This is a genomic window from Streptomyces telluris, from assembly GCF_024519335.1.
Lineage (GTDB): Bacteria > Actinomycetota > Actinomycetes > Streptomycetales > Streptomycetaceae > Streptomyces > Streptomyces telluris.
In genome coordinates, this window is record NZ_JANIID010000040.1 from 1 (window position 1) to 18,520 (window position 18,520).

At 74.6% G+C, this 18,520-nt stretch carries 19 protein-coding genes and 1 pseudogene; 12 read left to right on the forward strand and 8 right to left on the reverse strand.

The genetic code is table 11. The annotated features are described in order from the left end of the window. Positions 1-252: 252 nt before the first annotated feature. Positions 253-1,080, reverse strand: coding sequence for a TIM barrel protein (locus tag NQU55_RS31235; RefSeq protein ID WP_168092380.1), 828 nt, complete (start codon positions 1,078-1,080; stop codon positions 253-255). A gap of 98 nt (positions 1,081-1,178) precedes the next feature. Between NQU55_RS31235 and NQU55_RS31240 the strand changes: the two are divergent. The 9 genes and pseudogenes from NQU55_RS31240 to NQU55_RS31280 form a co-directional block, all read left to right on the forward strand. After that, positions 1,179-1,418: pseudogene (locus NQU55_RS31240) on the forward strand (hypothetical protein); the annotation flags it as partial. Positions 1,419-1,540: 122 nt separating this feature from the next. Further along, positions 1,541-1,924 carry a helix-turn-helix domain-containing protein gene (locus NQU55_RS31245; protein WP_372504851.1) on the forward strand — a complete coding sequence of 128 codons (384 nt, stop codon included), beginning with the start codon at positions 1,541-1,543 and terminating at the stop codon, positions 1,922-1,924. 102 nt (positions 1,925-2,026) lie between these two features. Further along, entirely contained in the window at positions 2,027-2,989 is a 963-nt protein-coding gene (locus tag NQU55_RS31250; protein ID WP_168092381.1) for a helix-turn-helix domain-containing protein, read from the forward strand. A 75-nt stretch (positions 2,990-3,064) separates the two neighbouring features. Then, positions 3,065-3,610, forward strand: a complete 546-nt coding sequence (gene uraD / locus NQU55_RS31255; RefSeq protein WP_168092382.1) for a 2-oxo-4-hydroxy-4-carboxy-5-ureidoimidazoline decarboxylase — start codon at positions 3,065-3,067, stop codon at positions 3,608-3,610. Positions 3,611-3,726: 116 nt separating this feature from the next. Next, positions 3,727-4,062, forward strand: a complete 336-nt coding sequence (gene uraH, locus NQU55_RS31260; RefSeq protein ID WP_256791586.1) for a hydroxyisourate hydrolase — start codon at positions 3,727-3,729, stop codon at positions 4,060-4,062. A gap of 5 nt (positions 4,063-4,067) precedes the next feature. After that, positions 4,068-4,976 carry a factor-independent urate hydroxylase gene (gene pucL / locus NQU55_RS31265; RefSeq protein ID WP_168092384.1) on the forward strand — a complete coding sequence of 303 codons (909 nt, stop codon included), beginning with the start codon at positions 4,068-4,070 and terminating at the stop codon, positions 4,974-4,976. A gap of 20 nt (positions 4,977-4,996) precedes the next feature. Continuing rightward, entirely contained in the window at positions 4,997-6,388 is a 1,392-nt protein-coding gene (locus NQU55_RS31270; RefSeq protein ID WP_168092385.1) for an 8-oxoguanine deaminase, read from the forward strand. A 102-nt stretch (positions 6,389-6,490) separates the two neighbouring features. Further along, entirely contained in the window at positions 6,491-7,924 is a 1,434-nt protein-coding gene (locus tag NQU55_RS31275; protein ID WP_168092386.1) for a nucleobase:cation symporter-2 family protein, read from the forward strand. A gap of 185 nt (positions 7,925-8,109) precedes the next feature. Next, complete coding sequence (locus NQU55_RS31280) at positions 8,110-9,561, forward strand: YfcC family protein (RefSeq protein WP_240976286.1); 1,452 nt, start codon at positions 8,110-8,112, stop codon at positions 9,559-9,561. A gap of 4 nt (positions 9,562-9,565) precedes the next feature. Here NQU55_RS31280 and aceB read toward each other — a convergent pair whose 3' ends face one another. Continuing rightward, positions 9,566-11,182 (reverse strand): malate synthase A, encoded by a 1,617-nt coding sequence (gene aceB / locus NQU55_RS31285; protein WP_168092387.1) that lies wholly within the window; start codon positions 11,180-11,182, stop codon positions 9,566-9,568. A 117-nt stretch (positions 11,183-11,299) separates the two neighbouring features. Beyond that, positions 11,300-11,899 carry a nucleotidyltransferase family protein gene (locus NQU55_RS31290; protein ID WP_168092388.1) on the reverse strand — a complete coding sequence of 200 codons (600 nt, stop codon included), beginning with the start codon at positions 11,897-11,899 and terminating at the stop codon, positions 11,300-11,302. 190 nt (positions 11,900-12,089) lie between these two features. Here NQU55_RS31290 and NQU55_RS31295 point away from each other — a divergent pair, with 190 nt between their 5' ends. Next, positions 12,090-12,380 carry a DUF5955 family protein gene (locus tag NQU55_RS31295; protein ID WP_256791574.1) on the forward strand — a complete coding sequence of 97 codons (291 nt, stop codon included), beginning with the start codon at positions 12,090-12,092 and terminating at the stop codon, positions 12,378-12,380. 499 nt (positions 12,381-12,879) lie between these two features. On the opposite strand, the gene NQU55_RS31300 is transcribed toward NQU55_RS31295, so the two are convergent. Beyond that, entirely contained in the window at positions 12,880-13,671 is a 792-nt protein-coding gene (locus NQU55_RS31300) for an IclR family transcriptional regulator (protein WP_058042426.1), read from the reverse strand. A gap of 155 nt (positions 13,672-13,826) precedes the next feature. Here NQU55_RS31300 and allB point away from each other — a divergent pair, with 155 nt between their 5' ends. After that, positions 13,827-15,176, forward strand: coding sequence for an allantoinase AllB (allB, locus tag NQU55_RS31305; protein ID WP_168092390.1), 1,350 nt, complete (start codon positions 13,827-13,829; stop codon positions 15,174-15,176). Further along, complete coding sequence (gene alc, locus NQU55_RS31310; protein ID WP_168092391.1) at positions 15,173-16,360, forward strand: allantoicase; 1,188 nt, start codon at positions 15,173-15,175, stop codon at positions 16,358-16,360. Before allB ends, alc begins: the two co-directional genes overlap by 4 nt. On the opposite strand, the gene NQU55_RS31315 is transcribed toward alc, so the two are convergent. The 4 genes from NQU55_RS31315 to NQU55_RS31330 form a co-directional block, all read right to left on the reverse strand. Continuing rightward, complete coding sequence (locus NQU55_RS31315) at positions 16,341-16,886, reverse strand: GNAT family N-acetyltransferase (protein ID WP_168092392.1); 546 nt, start codon at positions 16,884-16,886, stop codon at positions 16,341-16,343. The genes alc and NQU55_RS31315 overlap by 20 nt on opposite strands. Before the next feature lie 4 nt (positions 16,887-16,890). Beyond that, positions 16,891-17,550 (reverse strand): thiaminase II/PqqC family protein, encoded by a 660-nt coding sequence (locus tag NQU55_RS31320; RefSeq protein WP_168092393.1) that lies wholly within the window; start codon positions 17,548-17,550, stop codon positions 16,891-16,893. 139 nt (positions 17,551-17,689) lie between these two features. Further along, on the reverse strand, positions 17,690-17,854 hold the full coding sequence (locus tag NQU55_RS36970) for a DUF6126 family protein (RefSeq protein ID WP_168092379.1): 165 nt from the start codon (positions 17,852-17,854) through the stop codon (positions 17,690-17,692). After that, positions 17,851-18,477: a helix-turn-helix domain-containing protein gene (locus NQU55_RS31330; protein WP_168092394.1), complete on the reverse strand. Its 627-nt coding sequence runs from the start codon at positions 18,475-18,477 to the stop codon at positions 17,851-17,853. Before NQU55_RS31330 ends, NQU55_RS36970 begins: the two co-directional genes overlap by 4 nt. Positions 18,478-18,520: the final 43 nt, after the last annotated feature.

Consider the following 18,520-nt stretch of genomic DNA (forward strand, 5'->3'; position numbering starts at 1 on the left):
GTCGGCTGCGCCGGACATCACGTCGGCTGCGCCGGACATCACGTCGGCTGCGCCGGACATCACATCGGCTGCGCCGGGCATCACGTCGGCTGCGCCGGACATTTCTTTCCGCCGCGGCGGCGAGAAGCCCCGACGGTGTCTTCCGGCGGTGCCGGACCGGCCGGATGGCCGGGAGCGGCCCGGAGCCTGCCGCCACGTCGGCTGTGCCGGGTCGGTCCCGCCGGCCGCAGCACCCGGGCCGCCCTGGAACCGTCACCGTGCCCCGTCCAGCCAGCCGAAGGCATCCGCGCTCGGGCCGGACGGGCGGTATTCCAGGCCCACCCAGCCGTCGTACCCGGCCTGTTCCAGGCGCTTGAGCAGCACGGGGACGTCCAGCGTCCCCGTGCCCGGTTCGCCGCGGCCCGGGGCGTCCGCCAGTTGGACGTGGCCCGTGTGGGCGGGCGTGTACGCAGTGACGGCCGCGGACGGGTCCTCGCCCGCCGTCGCAAGGTGGTAAAGGTCCATCAGAAAGCGGGCGTTGCCGAGCCCCGAGGCCTCGTTGACCCTCGCCGCGAGCTCCACGGCGCGCGCCGAGCCGGTGACCGGGTACGCGGGGGACTCCACGGGGTTGAGCGCCTCGATCAGGAGCGTCGCGCCCACCCGGCCGGCCGCCCGCGCGGCCAGGACGAGGTTCTCCAGGGCGAGCGCGTCCTGGGCCCCGGCGTCCGCGCCCGCGACGCGGTTGCCGTACAGGGCGTTGAGCGCCGTGCATCCCAGCGAGGCCGTGAAGTCCGCCGCGACGCCGATGTTGGCGCGGAAGCGGCCGGATTCCGCCCCCGGGACCGAGAGCGCTCCCCGGTCGGGCCCGGGCAGCCGCCCGGCGTAGAAGTTCAGGCAGACCAGTTGCGTACCGGCGTCCCGCAGCGCCCCGCGCAGCGCGTCCAGTTCGCGGGCCTCCGGCGTGGGCGTCGCGGGCCAGGGCCACCACATCTCGACGGCGCGGAAGCCCGCCTCCGCGGCCGCCGCGGGCCGTTCCAGGAGCGGCAGTTCGGTGAAGAGCATCGAGAGGTTGACGGCGAAGCGGTGTCGGGGGAGAGGCATTCCGTCCCACCATCCTTCCGAATTGTGGAAGTTAACTTCTGCTTTATGGAAGACTGCTGGCGTTCCCCACCCCTGTCAAGGCGAGTAGGTTGGCCACCGTGCGATTGCGAGTGGAGTTCACGACCGAACCGTTCGATCTCGACCGGGTGCCGCCCCACGCCGAGGCCGCCCGGGACGCCCTGCAGGGAGCCGGCCTCGACGCCGTGGACGTCGGCCCCTTCGGGAACTCCGCGGAGGGCGGCGGTGACGCCGTGCTCGCCGCCGTGCAGCAGGTGCTGAGCGCGTCGCTGCACGCCGGCGCCACGCGGGTGTCGCTGCAGGTCAGCGTGGTCGAGGGTCGAAGTGAAGACCCAAGCGAGGACCAAAGCGAGGGCCAACGCGAGGACCACAGCGAGGGCCAACGCGAGGACCAAAGCCAAGACCGGCGCGAGGGCCAACGCGGCGACGAGGAGGGGACGCCGTGACGGGGGAGGCGGCCGCGCACCCGCTCCGCGCCGCGGTCGCGCCGCTGGTCGACGCCATGGGCGGGGAGATGGTCGACCCCGAGCAGGCCGCGGCGGACGACGTGATGCTGTCCTGGGAGGGGCGCGAGGTCGTCGCCGTGAGGCTGCCGCGCTTGTCCGCCTCGCTCGGCCACATCCTGGCCGATCTGGAGCGCCGCCACGGCATGCCCCTGGCCGAACTCGACCGCAGGACCAAGCAGTCGGTGGTGCGCACGCTGGAGGAGCGCGGCGCCTTCTCCCTGCGGCACGGCGTGGAGACCGTCGCCGCGGCGCTCGGCGTCAGCCGCTTCACGGTCTACAACTACCTGAACCGCGAGGGCGGTTCCGGCGGCTCCCGGTAGAGCTGCCGGGCACGCGCGCCCGAACCACGGGCCCGGCCGGGCGTGCCGTCCGTACCCGCCGGTACGGTAGGAGCTCCCCGAGGCCCGAGGGAGGGTCGAGCCGTGTCCCCCGACGCCACGTGGAGCATCGGAGAGCTCGCCGAGCGCGCGGGCGCCACCGTCAAGACCGTCCGCTTCTACTCCGACCGCGGCCTGCTGCCCGAAGCCGCCCGCAGCGGCGGCGGGCACCGCCGGTACGGCCCCGAGGCGCTCGACCGCCTCCGCCTGATCCGCTCCCTGCGCACGCTCGACGTGCCGGTCCCGGACGTCGGCCGCGTCCTCGAACGGGACGACGCGCTGGAGGACGTCGTCGCGGGCAAGCTGCGGGAACTCGGCACGCAGCTGACGGCCCTGCGCTGGCGGGAGGCCGCCCTCCGGCTGCTGCAGGACTGCCCGCCCGGGGAGCGCGCCGAGCGGCTGCGCCTGGTCGGGGGCATCTCCACCCCGCCCAGTACGGCCGCGATGGCCGCCTTCTGGCGGAGCTGGCTGCCCCCGCGGCTCCCCTCCCGGCTGGTCGCCGCGATCGTCGACGAAGCGGTGCCGCAGCCGCCCGACGACCCGACCCCGGCCCAGGTCCTGGCCTTCGCCCGGCTGCACGCCTTCACCTCCGGCCCCTGCACGGGCGGCGACCGCGGTCAGCCCGAAGCCCACCGGACCGGCACGGGCTACCGTCCCGCCGTGCTCTACGACGGCCTCCGCGAGGCGTTCGCGCTGGCGTCGCCGGACCTGCGGGCGCAGCGGCCGCCGCGCCCGGGCGAGGCCCTCGACTGCTTCGTCTCCGCCCACGCCGGCGCCCTCGGCACCCGGGACACGGCCGCCTTCCGCCGCCGGCTCGGCGTCCAGCTCGCCGCGGAGCCCCGCATCGACCACTACTGGCAGCTCGTCGCCGAACTGACCTCCCCGCCGTCCGGCCCGCGGGAGCCGACCCCCGGCGCCGCCCACGACTGGCTCCGCGCCGCCCTGGACGCCTCGGATCCCCGGCCCGGGCGCCGGACACGGGAGCCGAGTTCTTCAACAAACTGTTGACGCGGCGTTCCGAGGGGCGTTAGCTATGCGCAGCCCGACAGCCATGCGCAGCCCGTCCCCACCACGGAGGCGCCCGTGTCTTCGAGTCCGACGCCGGGTCTCACCCGGTTCAACGCGGTCGGCGACGGCGCGGCCCGCGCCGCGCTGCACGAGATCTGTGCCGGCGGCGCATGGGTGGACGCGGTCCTCGGCGGGCGCCCCTACCCCACGGCCGAAGCGCTCTACGCCGCGAGTGACGCGGCGACGGCCGCACTGACCGCGGGCGGGCTGGCCGAGGCCATGGCGGCGCACCCGCCGATCGGGCGCCCGGCGCCGGGCGATCCCGTCTCCGCCCGCGAGCAGCGCGGCATGGCACAGGCCCCGCCCGGGCTCCGCGCCGAGATGCGCGCCCTCAACCTGGCCTACCAGGAGAAGTTCGGGCACGTCTTCCTGATCTGCGCCACCGGCCTCGGCGCCGCACACATGCTCGACGCGATCCGCCGCCGCGTCGGCAACACGCCGGAACGCGAACGCGAGATCGTGCGGGAGGAACTCGGCAGGATCAATCGCATCCGGCTGGCCCGGCTGCTGGAGGACCCGGCCGGCCCGCCCGTACCCGAGCAGGAAGGAGCCCGCCCATGAGCGCCGCCGCACCAGGCGTCTCCGACGCGTCCAAGTCGGCGCCGGAGTCGGCGCCGGGGTCGGCGTCGGGGTCCGAGCCCGCGTCCTCGTCTTCGTCCGCGTCCTCGTCCGCATCCGTGTCCACGCACGTCCTGGACACGGCCACGGGCCGCCCGGCCGAGGGCGTCGCCGTCGAGCTGTCCGCACGGAGCGGAGCCGACGGGCCCTGGACGGCGTGCGGCACCTCGGTGACGGACGCGGACGGGCGCTGCCGGGGGCTCCCGGCGCCGCCGCGGGGCACGACCCACGCACGGCTCCGGTTCGACGTGGGGCCGTACGCCGCCCGGGGGACCGCCGGGCGGGAAGCGTTCTTCCCGGAGGTGTCGGTGGCCTTCGCCGTCGCGCCGGGCGAGCACCACCACGTACCGCTGCTGCTCAGTCCGTTCGGCTATTCCGTGTACCGAGGGAGCTAGCACACATGCCCACCGTTCTCGGCCAGAACCAGTACGGCAAAGCCGAAACCCGCGTCGTGCGGGTCACCCGCGACGGGCCCGTCCACCACATCAGGGACCTCAACGTCTCCATAGCCCTCTCCGGCGCCATGGACGACGTCCACCTCTCCGGCTCCAACGCCCGCGTCCTGCCGACGGACACCACCAAGAACACCGTGTTCGCCTTCGCCAAGGAGTACGGCGTGGCCTCGCCCGAGGGCTTCGCCGCGCGGCTGGCACACCACTTCGTCACCGGCCAGGAGGCGATCGGTACCGCCCGGGTCCGCGTCGAGGAGTACGCCTGGGACCGCATCCCCACGCCCGGCCCGGCCGGGCACTCCTTCGTCCGCAGCGGCCGGGAGACCCGTACCGCGCAGGTCACCTTCGACGGTGCGGGCGGGCGGTGGCAGGTCCTCTCCGGCCTCAAGGGCCTCACGGTCATGAACACCACCGACTCCGAGTTCCACGGCTACGTCAAGGACCGCTACACCACCCTCCCCGAGACCCGCGACCGGATCCTCGCCACCGAGGTCAACGCCTGCTGGCGGCACGCCTGGGACGGCGGCGGCGAGGAGGACAAGGACGAGTGGGACGAGGCTTTCGAGCGGACCCGCGGCCACCTGCTGGGCGCCTTCGCCGAGACCTACTCCTTCTCCCTCCAGCAGACCCTCTACGCCATGGGCTCCCGGGTGATCGAGCAGACGCCCGGCATCGACGAGATCCGCCTCTCGCTCCCCAACAAGCACCACTTCCTGGCCGACCTCGCACCGTTCGGCCTCGCGAACGACAACGAGGTCTACTACACGGCCGACCGCCCCTACGGCCTCATCGAGGCCACCGTCCTGCGCGAGGGCGCGACGGCGGCCGTCCCGGTGGACCTGACGAACCTTCCGTGAACCGACAGCGAGGAATCACCGTGGCCGCACCCACCGCCGGCAGTTCCGAGCGCATCGTCATCGAGAACTGCGCGATCGCCACCGTCGACGCCGACGACACCGAGCACGCCTCCGGCCACGTCGTCGTCGCCGGCAACCGCATCGAATCCGTGGGCCCCGGGCCCGCGCCCGAGGGCCTCGCCGGCATCGTCCGGCGCGTCGACGGCACCGGCCACCTGGCCACCCCCGGCCTGGTCAACACCCACCACCACTTCTACCAGTGGCTCACCCGCGGCCTCGCCCAGGACTGCAACCTCTTCGACTGGCTCGTCGCCCTCTACCCCACCTGGGCCCGCATCGACGAGCCCATGGTGCACGCGGCCGCGCGCGGCTCCCTCGCGATGATGGCCCGCGGCGGCGTCACCACCGCGATGGACCACCACTACGTCTTCCCCAAGGGCGCCGGCGACCTCCTCGGCGCCGAGATCCGGGCGGCCCGCGAGACGGGCGTCCGCTTCCACCCCACGCGCGGCTCGATGGACCTCGGTGCCTCCGACGGCGGGCTGCCGCCCGACTTCGCCGTCGAGACCACCGAAGCCGCGCTCGCCGCCACCGAGGAGGCCGTCGACACCCACCACGACCCGGCCTTCGACTCCATGCTGCGGGTCGGCGTCGCGCCCTGCTCGCCCTTCTCCGTCACCACCGAGCTGCTGCGCGAGGCCGCCGCGCTCGCCCGGCGCAAGGGCGTGCGCCTGCACACGCACGGCTCCGAGACCGTCGAGGAGGAGCAGTACTGCAAGGAGAAGTTCGGCATGGGCCCGACGGACTACTTCGAGTCCACGGGCTGGCTCGGCGACGACGTGTGGATGGCCCACTGCATCCACATGGACGACGCCGACATCGCGGCCTTCGCCCGCACCGGCACGGGCGTCGCCCACTGCCCCTCCTCCAACGCCCGGATCGCGGCCGGCACCGCCCGCGTGCCCGACCTCCTGCGGGCCGGCGTCCCCGTCGGCCTCGGCGTCGACGGCACGGCCTCCAACGAGACCGGCGAGCTGCACACCGAGCTGCGCAACGCCCTGCTCGTCCACCGGCTGGCCGGCGGGGAGAAGGCGCTGAATGTCCGTCAGGCGCTGCGGCTCGGCACGTACGGCGGCGCGCAGGTCCTCGGCCGGGCGGACGGCATCGGCTCGCTGGAACCCGGAAAGCTCGCCGACCTGGTGCTGTGGAAGCTCGACGGGCTCGGCCACTCGAGCATCGCCGACCCCGTCGCCGCGCTCGTCCTCGGCGCCCCCGCGCCCGTCACCCTGTCCCTCGTCAACGGCCGGCCCGTGGTCGAGAACGGCCGGCTCGTGACCGTCGACGAGGACGAGGTGGCCCGCGAGGCGCGCGAACAGTCCCGCCGCCTGGCCCGGATCGCCGCCGCCACCTGAAACCCCCGGCCGAGGGGGACGGCCCTCGGCCGGGCCCGGGCCCGCCCGGCCCTGCGCCCGGACGGCCCGCCCCGCCGCAAGCGCGAGCGAAGGAGGCACGTCGTGGCCGTAGACGAAGCCGGGGGCACCCGTACCGAGGGTGCCGTTCACCCGGTCGACGAGGTGCTCCGGCCGGGGCGGCTGCTGGCCGGCGGGCTGCAGCACGTGGCCGCCAGCTACGCTGGCGTCGTCGCCCCTCCGCTGGTCCTCGGCGCATACCTCGGGCTCCCCCCGGCCCGGACGACCTTCCTCGTGGGCGCGGCCCTCTTCACGGCGGGCATCGCGACCCTGCTCCAGACCATCGGGTTCTGGAAGGTCGGGGCGCGGATGCCCTTCGTCAACGGGGTCTCGTTCGCGGGCGTCGCGCCCATGATCGCCGTGGCCGACGCCCAGGCCGACAAGAGCGACGCCCTGCCCGTCGTCTTCGGCGCCGTGATGGTGGCCGGGGCCCTGGGCTTCGTCCTGGCGCCCTGGTTCTGCAAGCTCGTCCGCTTCTTCCCGCCGCTGGTGAGCGGCACCGTCATCACCCTCATCGGCCTGACCCTCCTGCCGGTGGCCTTCGGCTGGATCCAGGGCGGCGGCGACCCGGGCCGGCCGGCCACCGCGACCGGGCTGGGCCTGGCCGCGGCCACCCTCGTGATCGTCCTCGTGCTGCGCCGCGTGCTGCGGGGCTTCCTGCGGCAGATCGCGATCCTGCTGGGGCTGGCGGCGGGCACGCTGATCGCCGTCCCCGTGGGGGCGGTGGACTTCGCTCCCGCCGCGCACGCCCGCCTCGTCGGCTTCCCGACGCCGTTCCACTTCGGGGCCCCGCAGTTCACGCTCCCGGCGATCGTGTCGATGTGCGTGCTCATGCTGGTGTGCATGACGGAGAGCACCGCCGACATGCTGGCGCTCGGCCAGGTGGTGGGCCGCCCCGCGGACGAGCGGACGATCGCCCGCGGCCTGCGCGCGGACACGCTCGGCACCGCCGTCAGCCCGGTCTTCAACGGCTTCGCCAACAGCGCGTTCGCGCAGAACATCGGCCTGGTGGCGATCACCCGGGTGCGCAGCCGCTTCGTGGTCGCCGCGTGCGGGGCGATGTTCGTCCTGCTCGGTCTGAGCCCCGCCTTCGCCTCGCTCATCGCGGTCGTGCCGCGACCGGTGCTGGGCGGGGCGGGGATCGTGCTGTTCGGCACGGTCGCGGCCAGCGGCATCCAGGTCCTGCTCGGCGCCGGACTCGACAAGGGGGACAACCTGCTGGTGGCGGCGGCCTCGCTGGGCATCGGCACGATCCCCGTGGTCTCGCGGACGTTCTACGACGGCGCCGGCGTCCCCGAGACGCTGCGGACGCTCCTGGACTCGGGGGTGAGCGCGGGCTGCCTGACCGCGGTGGTGCTCAACCTCGCCTTCAACCACCTGGGCAAGCGGCGACGTGACGAGGCGTCACCGGGGCTGTCACCGGGGCTGTCACCGGGACCGTCGCCGCAGCCGTCACCGTCACCCGTGCGTGGCGACTAGGGCCGGACACCGCGTTTCGCGACAATAAGGTCAAATTGACCACCCTCAGTGCGGAGAGGGGTTCCGTCGTGGACGCGGAAGCCGAGGACGCAGCACCCGGCGGGCCCGAAGCCCCGGGCGGGCCTGACGCACCCGGCGGGTCCGAAGCGCCGGGCGGGCGCCGGGCCTTCGTCTTCCCCAGCGCGCTGACCGTCCTCGCGGCCGTGACGATCGCCGTCTGGATCCTGACCTTCGTCGTCCCCGCCGGGACCTACAAGTACAACGACGAGGGCCGCCCCGTTCAGGGCACCTACCACCAGGAGGCCGCGCCGGGCGGCTTCGTGCACCGGCTTGGCGACCTCTTCCTCGCCCCCGTCAACGGCCTCTACGGCATCCGCGACACCGTCACCGGCGAGGTGGCCCCCGACGCGACCGGCGCGCTCTACGGCAGCGCGGGCGTCTTCCTCTTCGTCCTCGCGATCGGCGCGTTCATCACCGTCGTCTTCGCCACCGGCGCCCTGGACCGCGGCATCGAGCGCCTCGCCCACCGGCTGCGCACGCGCGGCGCCCTGCTGATCGCCGGCGTGATGACCGTCTTCTCGCTGCTGGGCACCGTCGAGGGCTTCGCCGAGGAGACCCTCGGCTTCTACGGGCTGATCGTGCCCCTCATGCTCGCGCTCGGCTACGACCGGATGGTCGCCACGGGCACGATCATCCTCGGGGCGGGCGTCGGCGTGCTCGCCTCGACCGTCAACCCCTTCTCCACGGGCGTGGCCTCCTCGGCCGCCGACGTCTCGCTGGGCGACGGCATCGCCCTGCGCTTCACCATGTGGATCGTCCTGACGGCCGTCACCATCGGCTACGTCCTGCGGTACGCGCACCGGGTGCGCACCGTCCCGGACCGCTCCCTGACGGGCTTCCTTCCCGGGGACCGGGAGCTGGCGGCGGAGGCCGCAGCGGAGCCGCCGGAGCTGACCGGGCTGCACAAGCTCGTCCTCGTGGCGGTGGTCCTGGTCTTCGCCTTCATGATCTTCTCGGTGATCCCCTGGGCGAGCGCCCTGACCGGCGTGGCCGACGCCACCCCGTACCCGTGGGAGCTGGGCTGGTCCTTCGCCCAGCTGGCGGCGCTGTTCATCGTCGCCGCCGTGCTGGTCGGGCTGCTGGCCCGGCTGGGCGAACAGCGGCTGAGCGCCACGATCGTGCAGGGCGCGGCCGACTTCATCGCCCCCGCCCTGGTCATCGTCCTCGCCCGCGGCGTCACGGTGGTGATGACGAACGCGAAGATCATCGACACGGTGCTGCACGCCGTCGAGAGCACCGTCTCCGGCACGCCTCCCGTGGTCTTCGCGATCCTCGTCTACGTCATCAACCTCCCGCTGGCCTTCCTCATCCCCTCGACCTCCGGCCACGCCACCCTCGCCATGCCCGTCCTCGCCCCGCTCGCCGACTTCGCGGGCGTCCCGCGCTCCGTGGTGGTCACGGCCTGGCAGTCGGCGAGCGGCGTGATGAACCTGTGGGTGCCGACGACCGCCGTCGTCATGGGCGGGGTGGCGCTGGCGAAGGTCGGCTACGACAAGTACTTGCGCTTCGTCTGGCCGCTGCTGGTGATCCTGTCGGTGCTGATCTGCGTCTTCGTCGCGCTGGGCGCCGTGGCGTGAGGCCTCAGTCCAGCAGCTCGTAGGCGGGCAGCGTGAGGAACTCCGCGTAGTCCTCGTCCAGGGCGACCTTCAGCAGCAGGTCGTGGGCCTGCTGCCACTTGCCGGCCGCGAACGCCTCCTCGCCCTCCGCCTCACGGATCGCGGCGAGCTCCTCGGCGGCGACCGCGCGGACGAGACCGGCCGTGACCTTCTCGCCGTCGTCGAGGACGACCCCGGCCGCGGTCCACTGCCAGATCTGCGAGCGCGAGATCTCCGCGGTGGCCGCGTCCTCCATCAGGTTGAAGATGGCGACGGCGCCCAGGCCGCGCAGCCACGCCTCGATGTAGCGCGTGCCGACGGCCACGGCGTTGCGCAGGCCCGCCGAGGTCGGGCGGGCGTCGAGCGAGTCCACGGCGATGAGCTGATCGGCCGTCACGCGGACGTCCTCGCGCAGCCGGTCCTTCTGGTGCGGCCGGTCGCCGAGGACCGCGTCGAAGCAGGCGCGGGCGACGGGCACCAGGTCGGGGTGGGCGACCCACGAGCCGTCGAAGCCGTCCCGCGCCTCGCGGTCCTTGTCGGCCCGGACCTTCTCGAACGCCGCCTCGTTGACCGCCGGGTCCTTGCGCGAGGGGATGAACGCGGCCATCCCGCCGATGGCGTGCGCGCCGCGCCGGTGGCACGTGCGCACCAGGAGATCGGTGTAGGCGCGCATGAACGGGGCCGTCATCGTCACGGCGTTGCGGTCGGGCAGCACGAACCGGGCCCCGCCGTCGCGGAAGTTCTTGATGAGGGAGAAGAGGTAGTCCCAGCGGCCCGCGTTGAGGCCGGAGGCGTGGTCGCGGAGTTCGTAGAGGATCTCCTCCATCTCGTACGCGGCGGTGATCGTCTCGATCAGCACGGTGGCGCGGACGGTACCCCGCGGCAGGCCCGCGTACTCCTGGGCGAAGACGAAGACGTCGTTCCAGAGGCGGGCCTCCAGGTGCGACTCGGTCTTGGGTAGGTAGAAGTACGGGCCCTTGCCGAGGCCGAGCAGGCGGTGGGCGTTGTGGAAGAAATACAGGCCGAAGTCGACCAGGGCGCCGGGCACGGGGCGGCCGTCCACCGTGACGTGGCGCTCGTCCAGGTGCCAGCCGCGCGGGCGGACGACGACGGTCGCGAGCTCGGCGGCGGGCCGCAGCGCGTACGCCTTGCCCCGGGCGTCGGTGAAGTCGATGCGCCGCTCGAACGCGTCGATCAGACCGAGCTGGCCCAGTACGACGTTCTCCCACGTGGGCGCGGAGGCGTCCTCGAAGTCCGCGAGCCACACGCGGGCGCCGGAGTTGAGGGCGTTGACCGTCATCCTGCGGTCCACCGGGCCCGTGATCTCCACCCGGCGGTCCTCCAGGGCGGGCGGCGCGGGGGCGACGCGCCAGGAGGGGTCCTCGCGGACGGCGCGCGTCTCGGCGAGGAAGTCGAGCGTGCCGGTGCGGGCGATCTCGGCGCGGCGCTCCGCCCGGCGGGCGAGGAGCTCGTCGCGGCGGGGCGTGAAGCGGCGGTGCAGCTCGGCGACGAAGGCGAGCGCGGGCTCCGTGAGGACCTCCTCCTGCCGCTCCAGGCGCCGGGCGGTGACGGTGGCCGGGGAGGACGGAGCTGGTGCGGACATGGGTGGTCACTCCCTCTGCAGTGGTTGTTTTCCGGAGGCTAGTTTCCTCATGGTGGAAGTTCAATGGGGCGAGGGCGGGGCGGCGGCGCCGGACGGCGGTTTTCGGCGGCCGCCGCCTCAGTCCAGCAGCCGCAGGTCCTCCGGGGTGTCGACGTCCTCCGGCCCTGCGACGTCCCCGCATTCCACGAGCGTCACGGCCGCGGCGTGCTCGCGCAGGTACGCGCGGGCGCCGCGGTCGCCGGTCGCCGCGCGGGCCACGCCCTGCCAGTGCGGGCGCGCGAACAGCACCGGGTGGCCGCGCTCGCCGCCGTACGAGGCCGCGGCGAGCTGCGCGCCCGCACGGTGCGCGGCCAGCACGCGGGACACCGCTTCGGCGCCGACGCGCGGCTGGTCGACGAGGGTGACGAGCACGGCCCCCGCGTCCGAGGCGGCGGCCGCCGCGAGGCCCGCCCGGAGCGAGGAGCCCATGCCGTCCGGCCAGTCCGGGTTGTCCACCAAGGTGCAGTGGGTGAGGCCGGCGTGTACGCGCACGTCCGCGGCCGCCGCGCCCAGCACGACGTACACCGGTGCGCAGCCGCCCTCGTGCAGGGCCCGCGCCGCGTGCTCCACGAGCGGGCGGCCGTGCAGGCCGAGCAGGGCCTTGGGGCGCCCGCCCAGGCGCCGTCCGCCGCCCGCGGCGAGCAGCAGGCCGGCGACCGGGGGTGAGGTGGCTGTCATGGCCCCTGCATACCGCATTGCTGACGGCGGTGCGACGGGCGACCGCCCATCACCCGTGCGTGCGACCTCCGGACTTCATTTCGCTGTGCGTATGGCGCTCTGTACGGAAGGTGGCGTTAACTGATCCGCGCGAGCGCGTGGGAGGGGGAGTGCCGTGGCGGAAGGCGCCGTAGTGGCCGGAGATCCTAGGGTGAGCGAGCTGCGGGGAGCGGTCTCCCGGCTCCGCCGGGCGCTCGCGGGCCATCCCGCGCCGTTACCCGACCGCGACGCCGCGGAGGACGAGCTGGCGGCGCTCGACGCGATGGCCCGTGCCGGCGACCCGGAGATCTCGCGCCTGCGGCGCTCGCTGCTGCTGGTCGCAGGGGCGGTGGGCTCGGTGAGCGCCCTGTCACCGACGCTGTCGGCTCTCAGGGAAGCAGTGGACAGCTTCGCGCCACCCCCACCGGACGACGGCGTCCCGCCACCGAGGGGCGGAGCGTAGCGCCTCGACGGCGGCTGGGGCCGAGCACGGCGCTCGACCGCCGAGCCGCGGCATTCTCTTTCCGCCGCAGCGGCGCCCAGCCCGCAACCGGCCGTTCCGGCGGTGCCGTACTGGCCGTGGGCGCGGCACCGCCGGGCTCCGCCGTTGTGGTTGCGCGTCGTGGCGGCGGGAGGGGCGGGCCGACGTCGGCCTCGTGAGCGGGGACCGGTTTCGGGCGCAGCCGCCCGGCGCTCGGTCGCAGCCGGGCTGTTCCGGTGCCGAGCCGCGGCATTCTCTTTCCGCCGCAGCGGCGCCCAGCCCGCAACCGGCCGTTCCGGCGGTGCCGTACTGGCCGTGGGCGCGACACCGCCGGGTTCCGCCGTTGCGGGCTGCCGATTCTGATGCCGGGCGCGGCATTCTCTCCGTCGCGGCGGCGCCCAGCCGCAGTCGACCGTTCCGGCGGTGCCGTGCGGCCCTCGCCGCGGTCAGTCGCAGGCAGGCGCCCCGCCGGGCGCGCGGATCAAGCGAGCCCGGCGCTCGCTCCGGCGAGGTCCGTCGACAGGGCCGCCGCGACCTCCTTCAGGAGGGGGACGATGCGTTCCGTCGCGGCGTCCGTGACGCGGCCCGCCGGGCCGGAGATGGAGATGGCCGCCGCCGTGGGGGAGTCCGGCACCGGCACCGCCAGGCACCGCACGCCGATCTCCTGCTCGTTGTCGTCCACGGCGAAGCCGTTCTCGCGGACGCGCCCGAGCGCCTCCAGGAAGCCCTCGGGCGTGGTGATGGTCTTCTCGGTGGCGGCCGGCATCCCCGTGCGGGCGAGGATGGAGCGCACCTCCTCGTCGGGGCTCTGCGCCAGCAGGGCCTTGCCCACGCCGGTGGTGTGCGGCAGCACGCGCCGCCCGACCTCGGTGAACATGCGCACCGAGTGCCGCGAGGGCACCTGCGCCACGTAGACGACCTCGTCGCCGTCGAGCAGCGCCATGTTCGCCGTTTCGCCGGTCTCCTCGACGAGCCGCGCGAGGTGGGGGCGGGCCCACGTGCCGAGGAGGCGGGAGGCGCTCTCGCCGAGGCGGATGAGCCGCGGCCCGAGCGCGTACCGCCGGTTCGGCTGCTGGCGGACGTATCCGCAGGCGACCAGCGTGCGCATCAGCCGGTGGATGGTCGGCAGCGGCAGCCCGCTGCTCGTGGCCAGCTCGCTCAGCCCCACCTCGCCGCCCGCGTCGGCCATCCGCTCCAGCAGGTCGAAGGCGCGCTCCAGGGACTGGACGCCTCCGCTGGGGGCGGGGGTGCGGGGCTCGGCGGACGGGGGCACGGCGGATCCTTTCGGGTACGGGGTGGGAGCAGCCTACCGGGCCCGCGCGGCCCCCCTCCGCCCCCGGAGGTCTTGACGGGTGAGGGGAGCGACAGAAGACTGCCCCCACCGTCGTTCAACAGAACGTTGAATTTCCGGGAGGGGACGTGGCCGGCGTGTCCACGGAGGACCTGGTGCTGCGCTCGACGCGCGTCGTCACGCCGGAGGGCATCCGCCCGGCCTCGGTCGCCGTCACCGGCGGCACGATCACCGCGGTCCGCCCGTACGGGGCGGAGCCGCCCCCGGGGGCCGCCGTGGCGGACCTGGGCGACGACGCCCTGCTCCCCGGCCTCGTGGACACCCACGTGCACGTCAACGACCCGGGCCGCACCGCCTGGGAGGGCTTCGGGCCGGCCACGCGCGCCGCCGCGGCCGGCGGCGTCACCACGCTCCTCGACATGCCGCTCAACAGCATCCCGCCCACCACCACCGTCGCCCACCTGCGGGTGAAGCAGGACGTGGCGCGCCCTGCCGCGCACGTGGACGTCGGCTTCTGGGGCGGCGCCGTCCCGGGGAACGGGGGCGACTTACGCCCCCTGCACGACGCGGGCGTCTTCGGCTTCAAGGCGTTCCTGTCGCCGTCGGGCGTCGAGGAGTTCCCCGCCCTCGGTCCCGGCGACCTGGAGGCGGTCGCGGCGCGCGTCGCCGAGCTGGACGGCCTGCTGATCGTGCACGCCGAGGACCCCGCCCACCTGGAGCGCGCCCCGCAGCGCGGCGGCCCGCGCTACGCCGACTTCCTCGCCTCCCGCCCCCGCGCCGCCGAGAACGAGGCCGTCGCCCGTCTCGTCGCCGTCTCCCGGCGTCTGGGCACCCGCGTGCACGTCCTGCACCTGTCGTCCTCCGACGCCCTGCCGGTGATCGCCGCGGCGAAGGCGGAGGGCCTTGCGGTCACCGCCGAGACCTGCCCGCACTTCCTGACGCTGACGGCCGAGGAAGTCCCGGACGGGGCCACCGAGTTCAAGTGCTGCCCGCCCATACGGGAGGCCGCCAACCAGGACGCCCTGTGGGCGGCCCTGGCCGACGGGACGATCGACTGCGTCGTCTCCGACCACTCGCCCTGCACCACCGACCTCAAGGTCCCCGACTTCGGCACCGCCTGGGGCGGCATCGCGTCCCTGCAGCTCGGCCTCCCCGCCGTCTGGACCGCCGCCCGCCGCCGCGGGCACACCCTCGGCGACGTCGCCCGCTGGATGTCCACCGGCCCCGCGGCCCTCGCCGGCCTGCACCGCAAGGGAGCCGTGGAGCCGGGCCGCGACGCGGACTTCGCCGTCCTCGCCCCCGAGGCCTCCTTCACGGTCGACCCGGCCGCACTCCACCACCGCAACCACGTCACCGCCTACGCCGGGAAGACCCTCCACGGCGTCGTGCGGTCCACCTGGCTGCGCGGCCGCAGGATCGCCCGCGACGGGACCCTCGCCGAGCGCCGGCCCGCCGGCCTCCTCCTCGAAAGGCAGCGCAGCGCATGACGAGCACACCGGACGGAAGCCCCGGCATACCCTCCTTCGCGGGCGGCGCCGCACCGTACGCGGGCGGGGACCCGTACGCCGACTACCGCACCGCGGACCTCCCCTTCGCCTCCCTGCCCGACCTCGCCGACCGCCGCCTCGGGGCGGGCGTCATCGCCGCCAACGACGAGTTCTTCGCCGAACGCGAGAACCTCCTCACCCCCGCCCCCGCGCACTTCGACCCCGCCCTCTTCGGCCACAAGGGCAAGGTCATGGACGGCTGGGAGACCCGCCGCCGGCGCGGCCCGGACGCCGGCCGGCCGCACCCCGCGGACGACGACCACGACTGGGCGCTGATCCGCCTCGGCGCGCCCGGCGTGATCCGCGGCCTCGTCGTCGACACCGCCCACTTCCGCGGCAACCACCCGCAGGCCGTCTCCGTCGAGGCCGCCCGCCTGCCGGGCACGCCCTCGCCCGGCGAACTCCTCGCCGACGACGTCAAGTGGACGGTCCTCGTGCCGCGCACGCCCGTCGGCGGCCACGCGGCCAACGGCTTCGCCGTCCGCTCCGAGGAGCGCTTCACCCACCTGCGGCTGTGCCAGTACCCCGACGGCGGCATCGCCCGGCTGCGGGTGCACGGCGAGGTGCGCCCCGACCCGGCCTGGCTCGCCGCCCTCGGCACCTTCGACCTGGCCGCGCTGGAGAACGGCGGGTGCCCCGAGGACGCCTCGGACCGCTTCTACTCCTCCCCGCTCAACACCGTCCTGCCGGGCCGCTCGCGGAAGATGGACGACGGGTGGGAGACGCGCCGCCGCCGCGACCGGGGGCACGACTGGGTCCGCTACCGCCTCACCGGGCAGGCCGTGCTGCGCGCCGTGGAGATCGACACCGGCTGCTACAAGGGCAACGCCGCGGGCTGGGCGGAGGTCTCCGTCCTCGACGCGGCCTCGGGCGCCGACCCGGCCGGCGGCTCCGCCGGCTGGACGGTGGTCGTGCCCCGCACCCGCCTCCAGCCCGACGCGGTGCACCGGTTCCCCCTGGAGGGCGCCCCGGTGGCGACCCACGCGCGCGTGGACATCCACCCGGACGGGGGCGTGGCACGCCTGCGCGTCCACGGCTCGCTGACGGAGGCGGGGGCGAGGGGCCTGCGCGGAGAGGGCCTTACAACAGGCCTTACAACAGGCCTTACAGCGGACGGCTCATGAACAGGGCCGTCTCGCCCTCCGAGGCCGTTCCCAGGTAGAGGGACGTGTCCAGCCCGCACAGGGCGAACCCCATGCGGCGGTAGGCCCGTACGGCCGGGGCGTTGACGTTCGTGACCTCCAGCCAGGCGGTACGGGCGCCCCGTTCCCGGCCGTGGGCCAGCGCGTGCTCCATGAGGCCGGGGCCGATGCCGCGGCCGCGGTGCCCGGGCGCCACCCTGATGTCGGCGATCACCAGCCGGTCGTTCCACGCCGAGTGGGTGAGGGTGACGGCACCGCACAGGGCGTCCCCGTCGAGGGCGACGATGACGTGGGTCTCCTCGTCGCCGTCCTCTTCGTCCTCGTCCGGGTAGACCTTGCGCAGGGGAGGGTCGACGGGCGTCTCGCGCAGCCGGAACCCCTCGCCGGACGCGCTGACTTCGAGGACGGTGGGCGTCGTGAAGGAGTTGTCGATCGCCTCGGCCGCGGCGTGCTCGCCGGGGCGGGCGGGGCGGTAGACGACGGCTGCGGGCTCTGCGGCTACGGGCATGGTTTCACCGTACAGCGAGTCCGTCCCAGAACATCAACTCGTAGGCCTGGAGCAGCCGTCCGTAGCGGTGGGCCAGCGGTTCGGACAGCCGCCCGCCCGCCAGGCCGGCCTCCACGGCCTCGACGGACCGCTCCTCCACCTCGGGCGCGGGCCCGGCGAAGAAGTCGAAGAAGCCGCACGCGGGGTTGTCGAAGCCGTAGTGCTCGCGCAGGGCCGCGCCGACGGCGGCGCAGTAGCCGCCCCACGCCGCGAAGTTGGCGCTCAGGGCGACCGCCGCGTCCACGGGCTCGGCGTTGAGCGCGAGCCAGGCGACGTACGACGGATAGGCCTGGCAGCCCGGGCGCGGCTCGTGGGCCCGGACGGCCTCCTCGTCCAGCCCGCACGCGAGCACCAGGGGCCCCAGCAGCGGCAGGGCCAGGTCCTCCCCCTGGGCGAGGGCTTCGAAGAACCGGGCCGCGGCCGGATCCCCGGCCGCGCGCCCGGCGAGGTGGGCGAAGCTGCGCCGGTCGGCGGCGATGACGTGGTGCTGCTCCAGGGCGAACGCGGCGATCACCTCGCGCGGGGCCTCGCCGGCGGCGATCAGCGGGACGAGCCGGTTGGCGCCCTCCGCGGGGGCGAGCCCCCGCACCGCGTCCGCCAGTACTTCCTGGGCCGTACGGGTCATCGCTCCGCCTTCCTGTCCCGGGACGGTCCGCGTGCTGCTCCCGCGATCGTAGTCCGGGGGCATGCCGTCCGCGGGCGGCGCGCGGGCCGCCTCACCCGGGCGGGAGAGGCCGCCCCGGCAGGGCCGTCCGGCCCCGGTCTCACCCTCCGGCGAGGAAGAAGAGGAGGAAGAGGAAGGCGGCGAAGAAGTGGACGGCCACGAGGTAGATGACGACCCGGACGGTCATCCCCATGGGGGCCCGGTCCTCCTCGTCCACGCGCTTGCCGGCGGTGTGCGCGGATGCGTCGTTCACGGCGTCGTTCACGGCATGTCCCTCCGAGTGGGAGCGGCGCCGCTGAGGCACAGCTCGGTCGCGCCGCTCTGCAGCAGCGTGTGCATGAACAGCAGGTCGGCCCCGCCGCGCGACGCGGCGGCGATGCGGTGCGGGGTGAGCGAGTCGAAGTGGGCGGCGTCGCCCGGGTCCAGGAGGTGCGTGCTCCCGCCCAGGGTCAGGCGCAGCCGCCCGCTCGTGACGTACAGCCACTCCTCGCCCGGATGGACGCGCACCAGCTCCGCCTGGCCGCCCGCCTCCGGCGGCACGTGCAAGCGCAGGGCCTGCATGGCGCGGCCGGAGCCGCCGGCCCGCCAGTACGTCCAGCCCCCGGCCCGCTGCGGCTCCATGTGGCTCGCGCGCACGATGGGGTCGCGCTCCGGCGCGGCCTCGCCCAGCAGGTCGGATACCGTGGTTCCGTAGGTACGGGCCAGGGCCAGCAGCATCGGCAGCGACGGCGTCCGCCGGCCGGTCTCCAGCCGGGAGAGGTGGGCGGGGGAGAGGCCGACGCGGGCGGCGGCGGCCTCCAGCGTCAGCCCACTGCGGGTGCGCAGGTCACGCAGGCGCGGAGCCATGGTGGGCAGGTCGGCCGCGGGCTCGTCGGGCAGCGGTGTCATGCTTCCGGTATAGGACCGTTCCTGCCCGAAAGGCAAAAGTTTT

Coding starts and splice junctions, on each gene's coding strand:
- NQU55_RS31330 (WP_168092394.1), bottom strand. CDS start 18,477: ATGACACCGCTGCCCGACGAGCCCGCGGCCGACCTGCCCACCATGGCT.
- NQU55_RS31320 (WP_168092393.1), bottom strand. CDS start 17,550: ATGACCCGTACGGCCCAGGAAGTACTGGCGGACGCGGTGCGGGGGCTC.
- NQU55_RS31290 (WP_168092388.1), bottom strand. CDS start 11,899: ATGACAGCCACCTCACCCCCGGTCGCCGGCCTGCTGCTCGCCGCGGGC.
- NQU55_RS31235 (WP_168092380.1), bottom strand. CDS start 1,080: ATGCCTCTCCCCCGACACCGCTTCGCCGTCAACCTCTCGATGCTCTTC.
- aceB (WP_168092387.1), bottom strand. CDS start 11,182: ATGTCCGCACCAGCTCCGTCCTCCCCGGCCACCGTCACCGCCCGGCGC.
- alc (WP_168092391.1), top strand. CDS start 15,173: ATGACGAGCACACCGGACGGAAGCCCCGGCATACCCTCCTTCGCGGGC.
- NQU55_RS31315 (WP_168092392.1), bottom strand. CDS start 16,886: ATGCCCGTAGCCGCAGAGCCCGCAGCCGTCGTCTACCGCCCCGCCCGC.
- pucL (WP_168092384.1), top strand. CDS start 4,068: ATGCCCACCGTTCTCGGCCAGAACCAGTACGGCAAAGCCGAAACCCGC.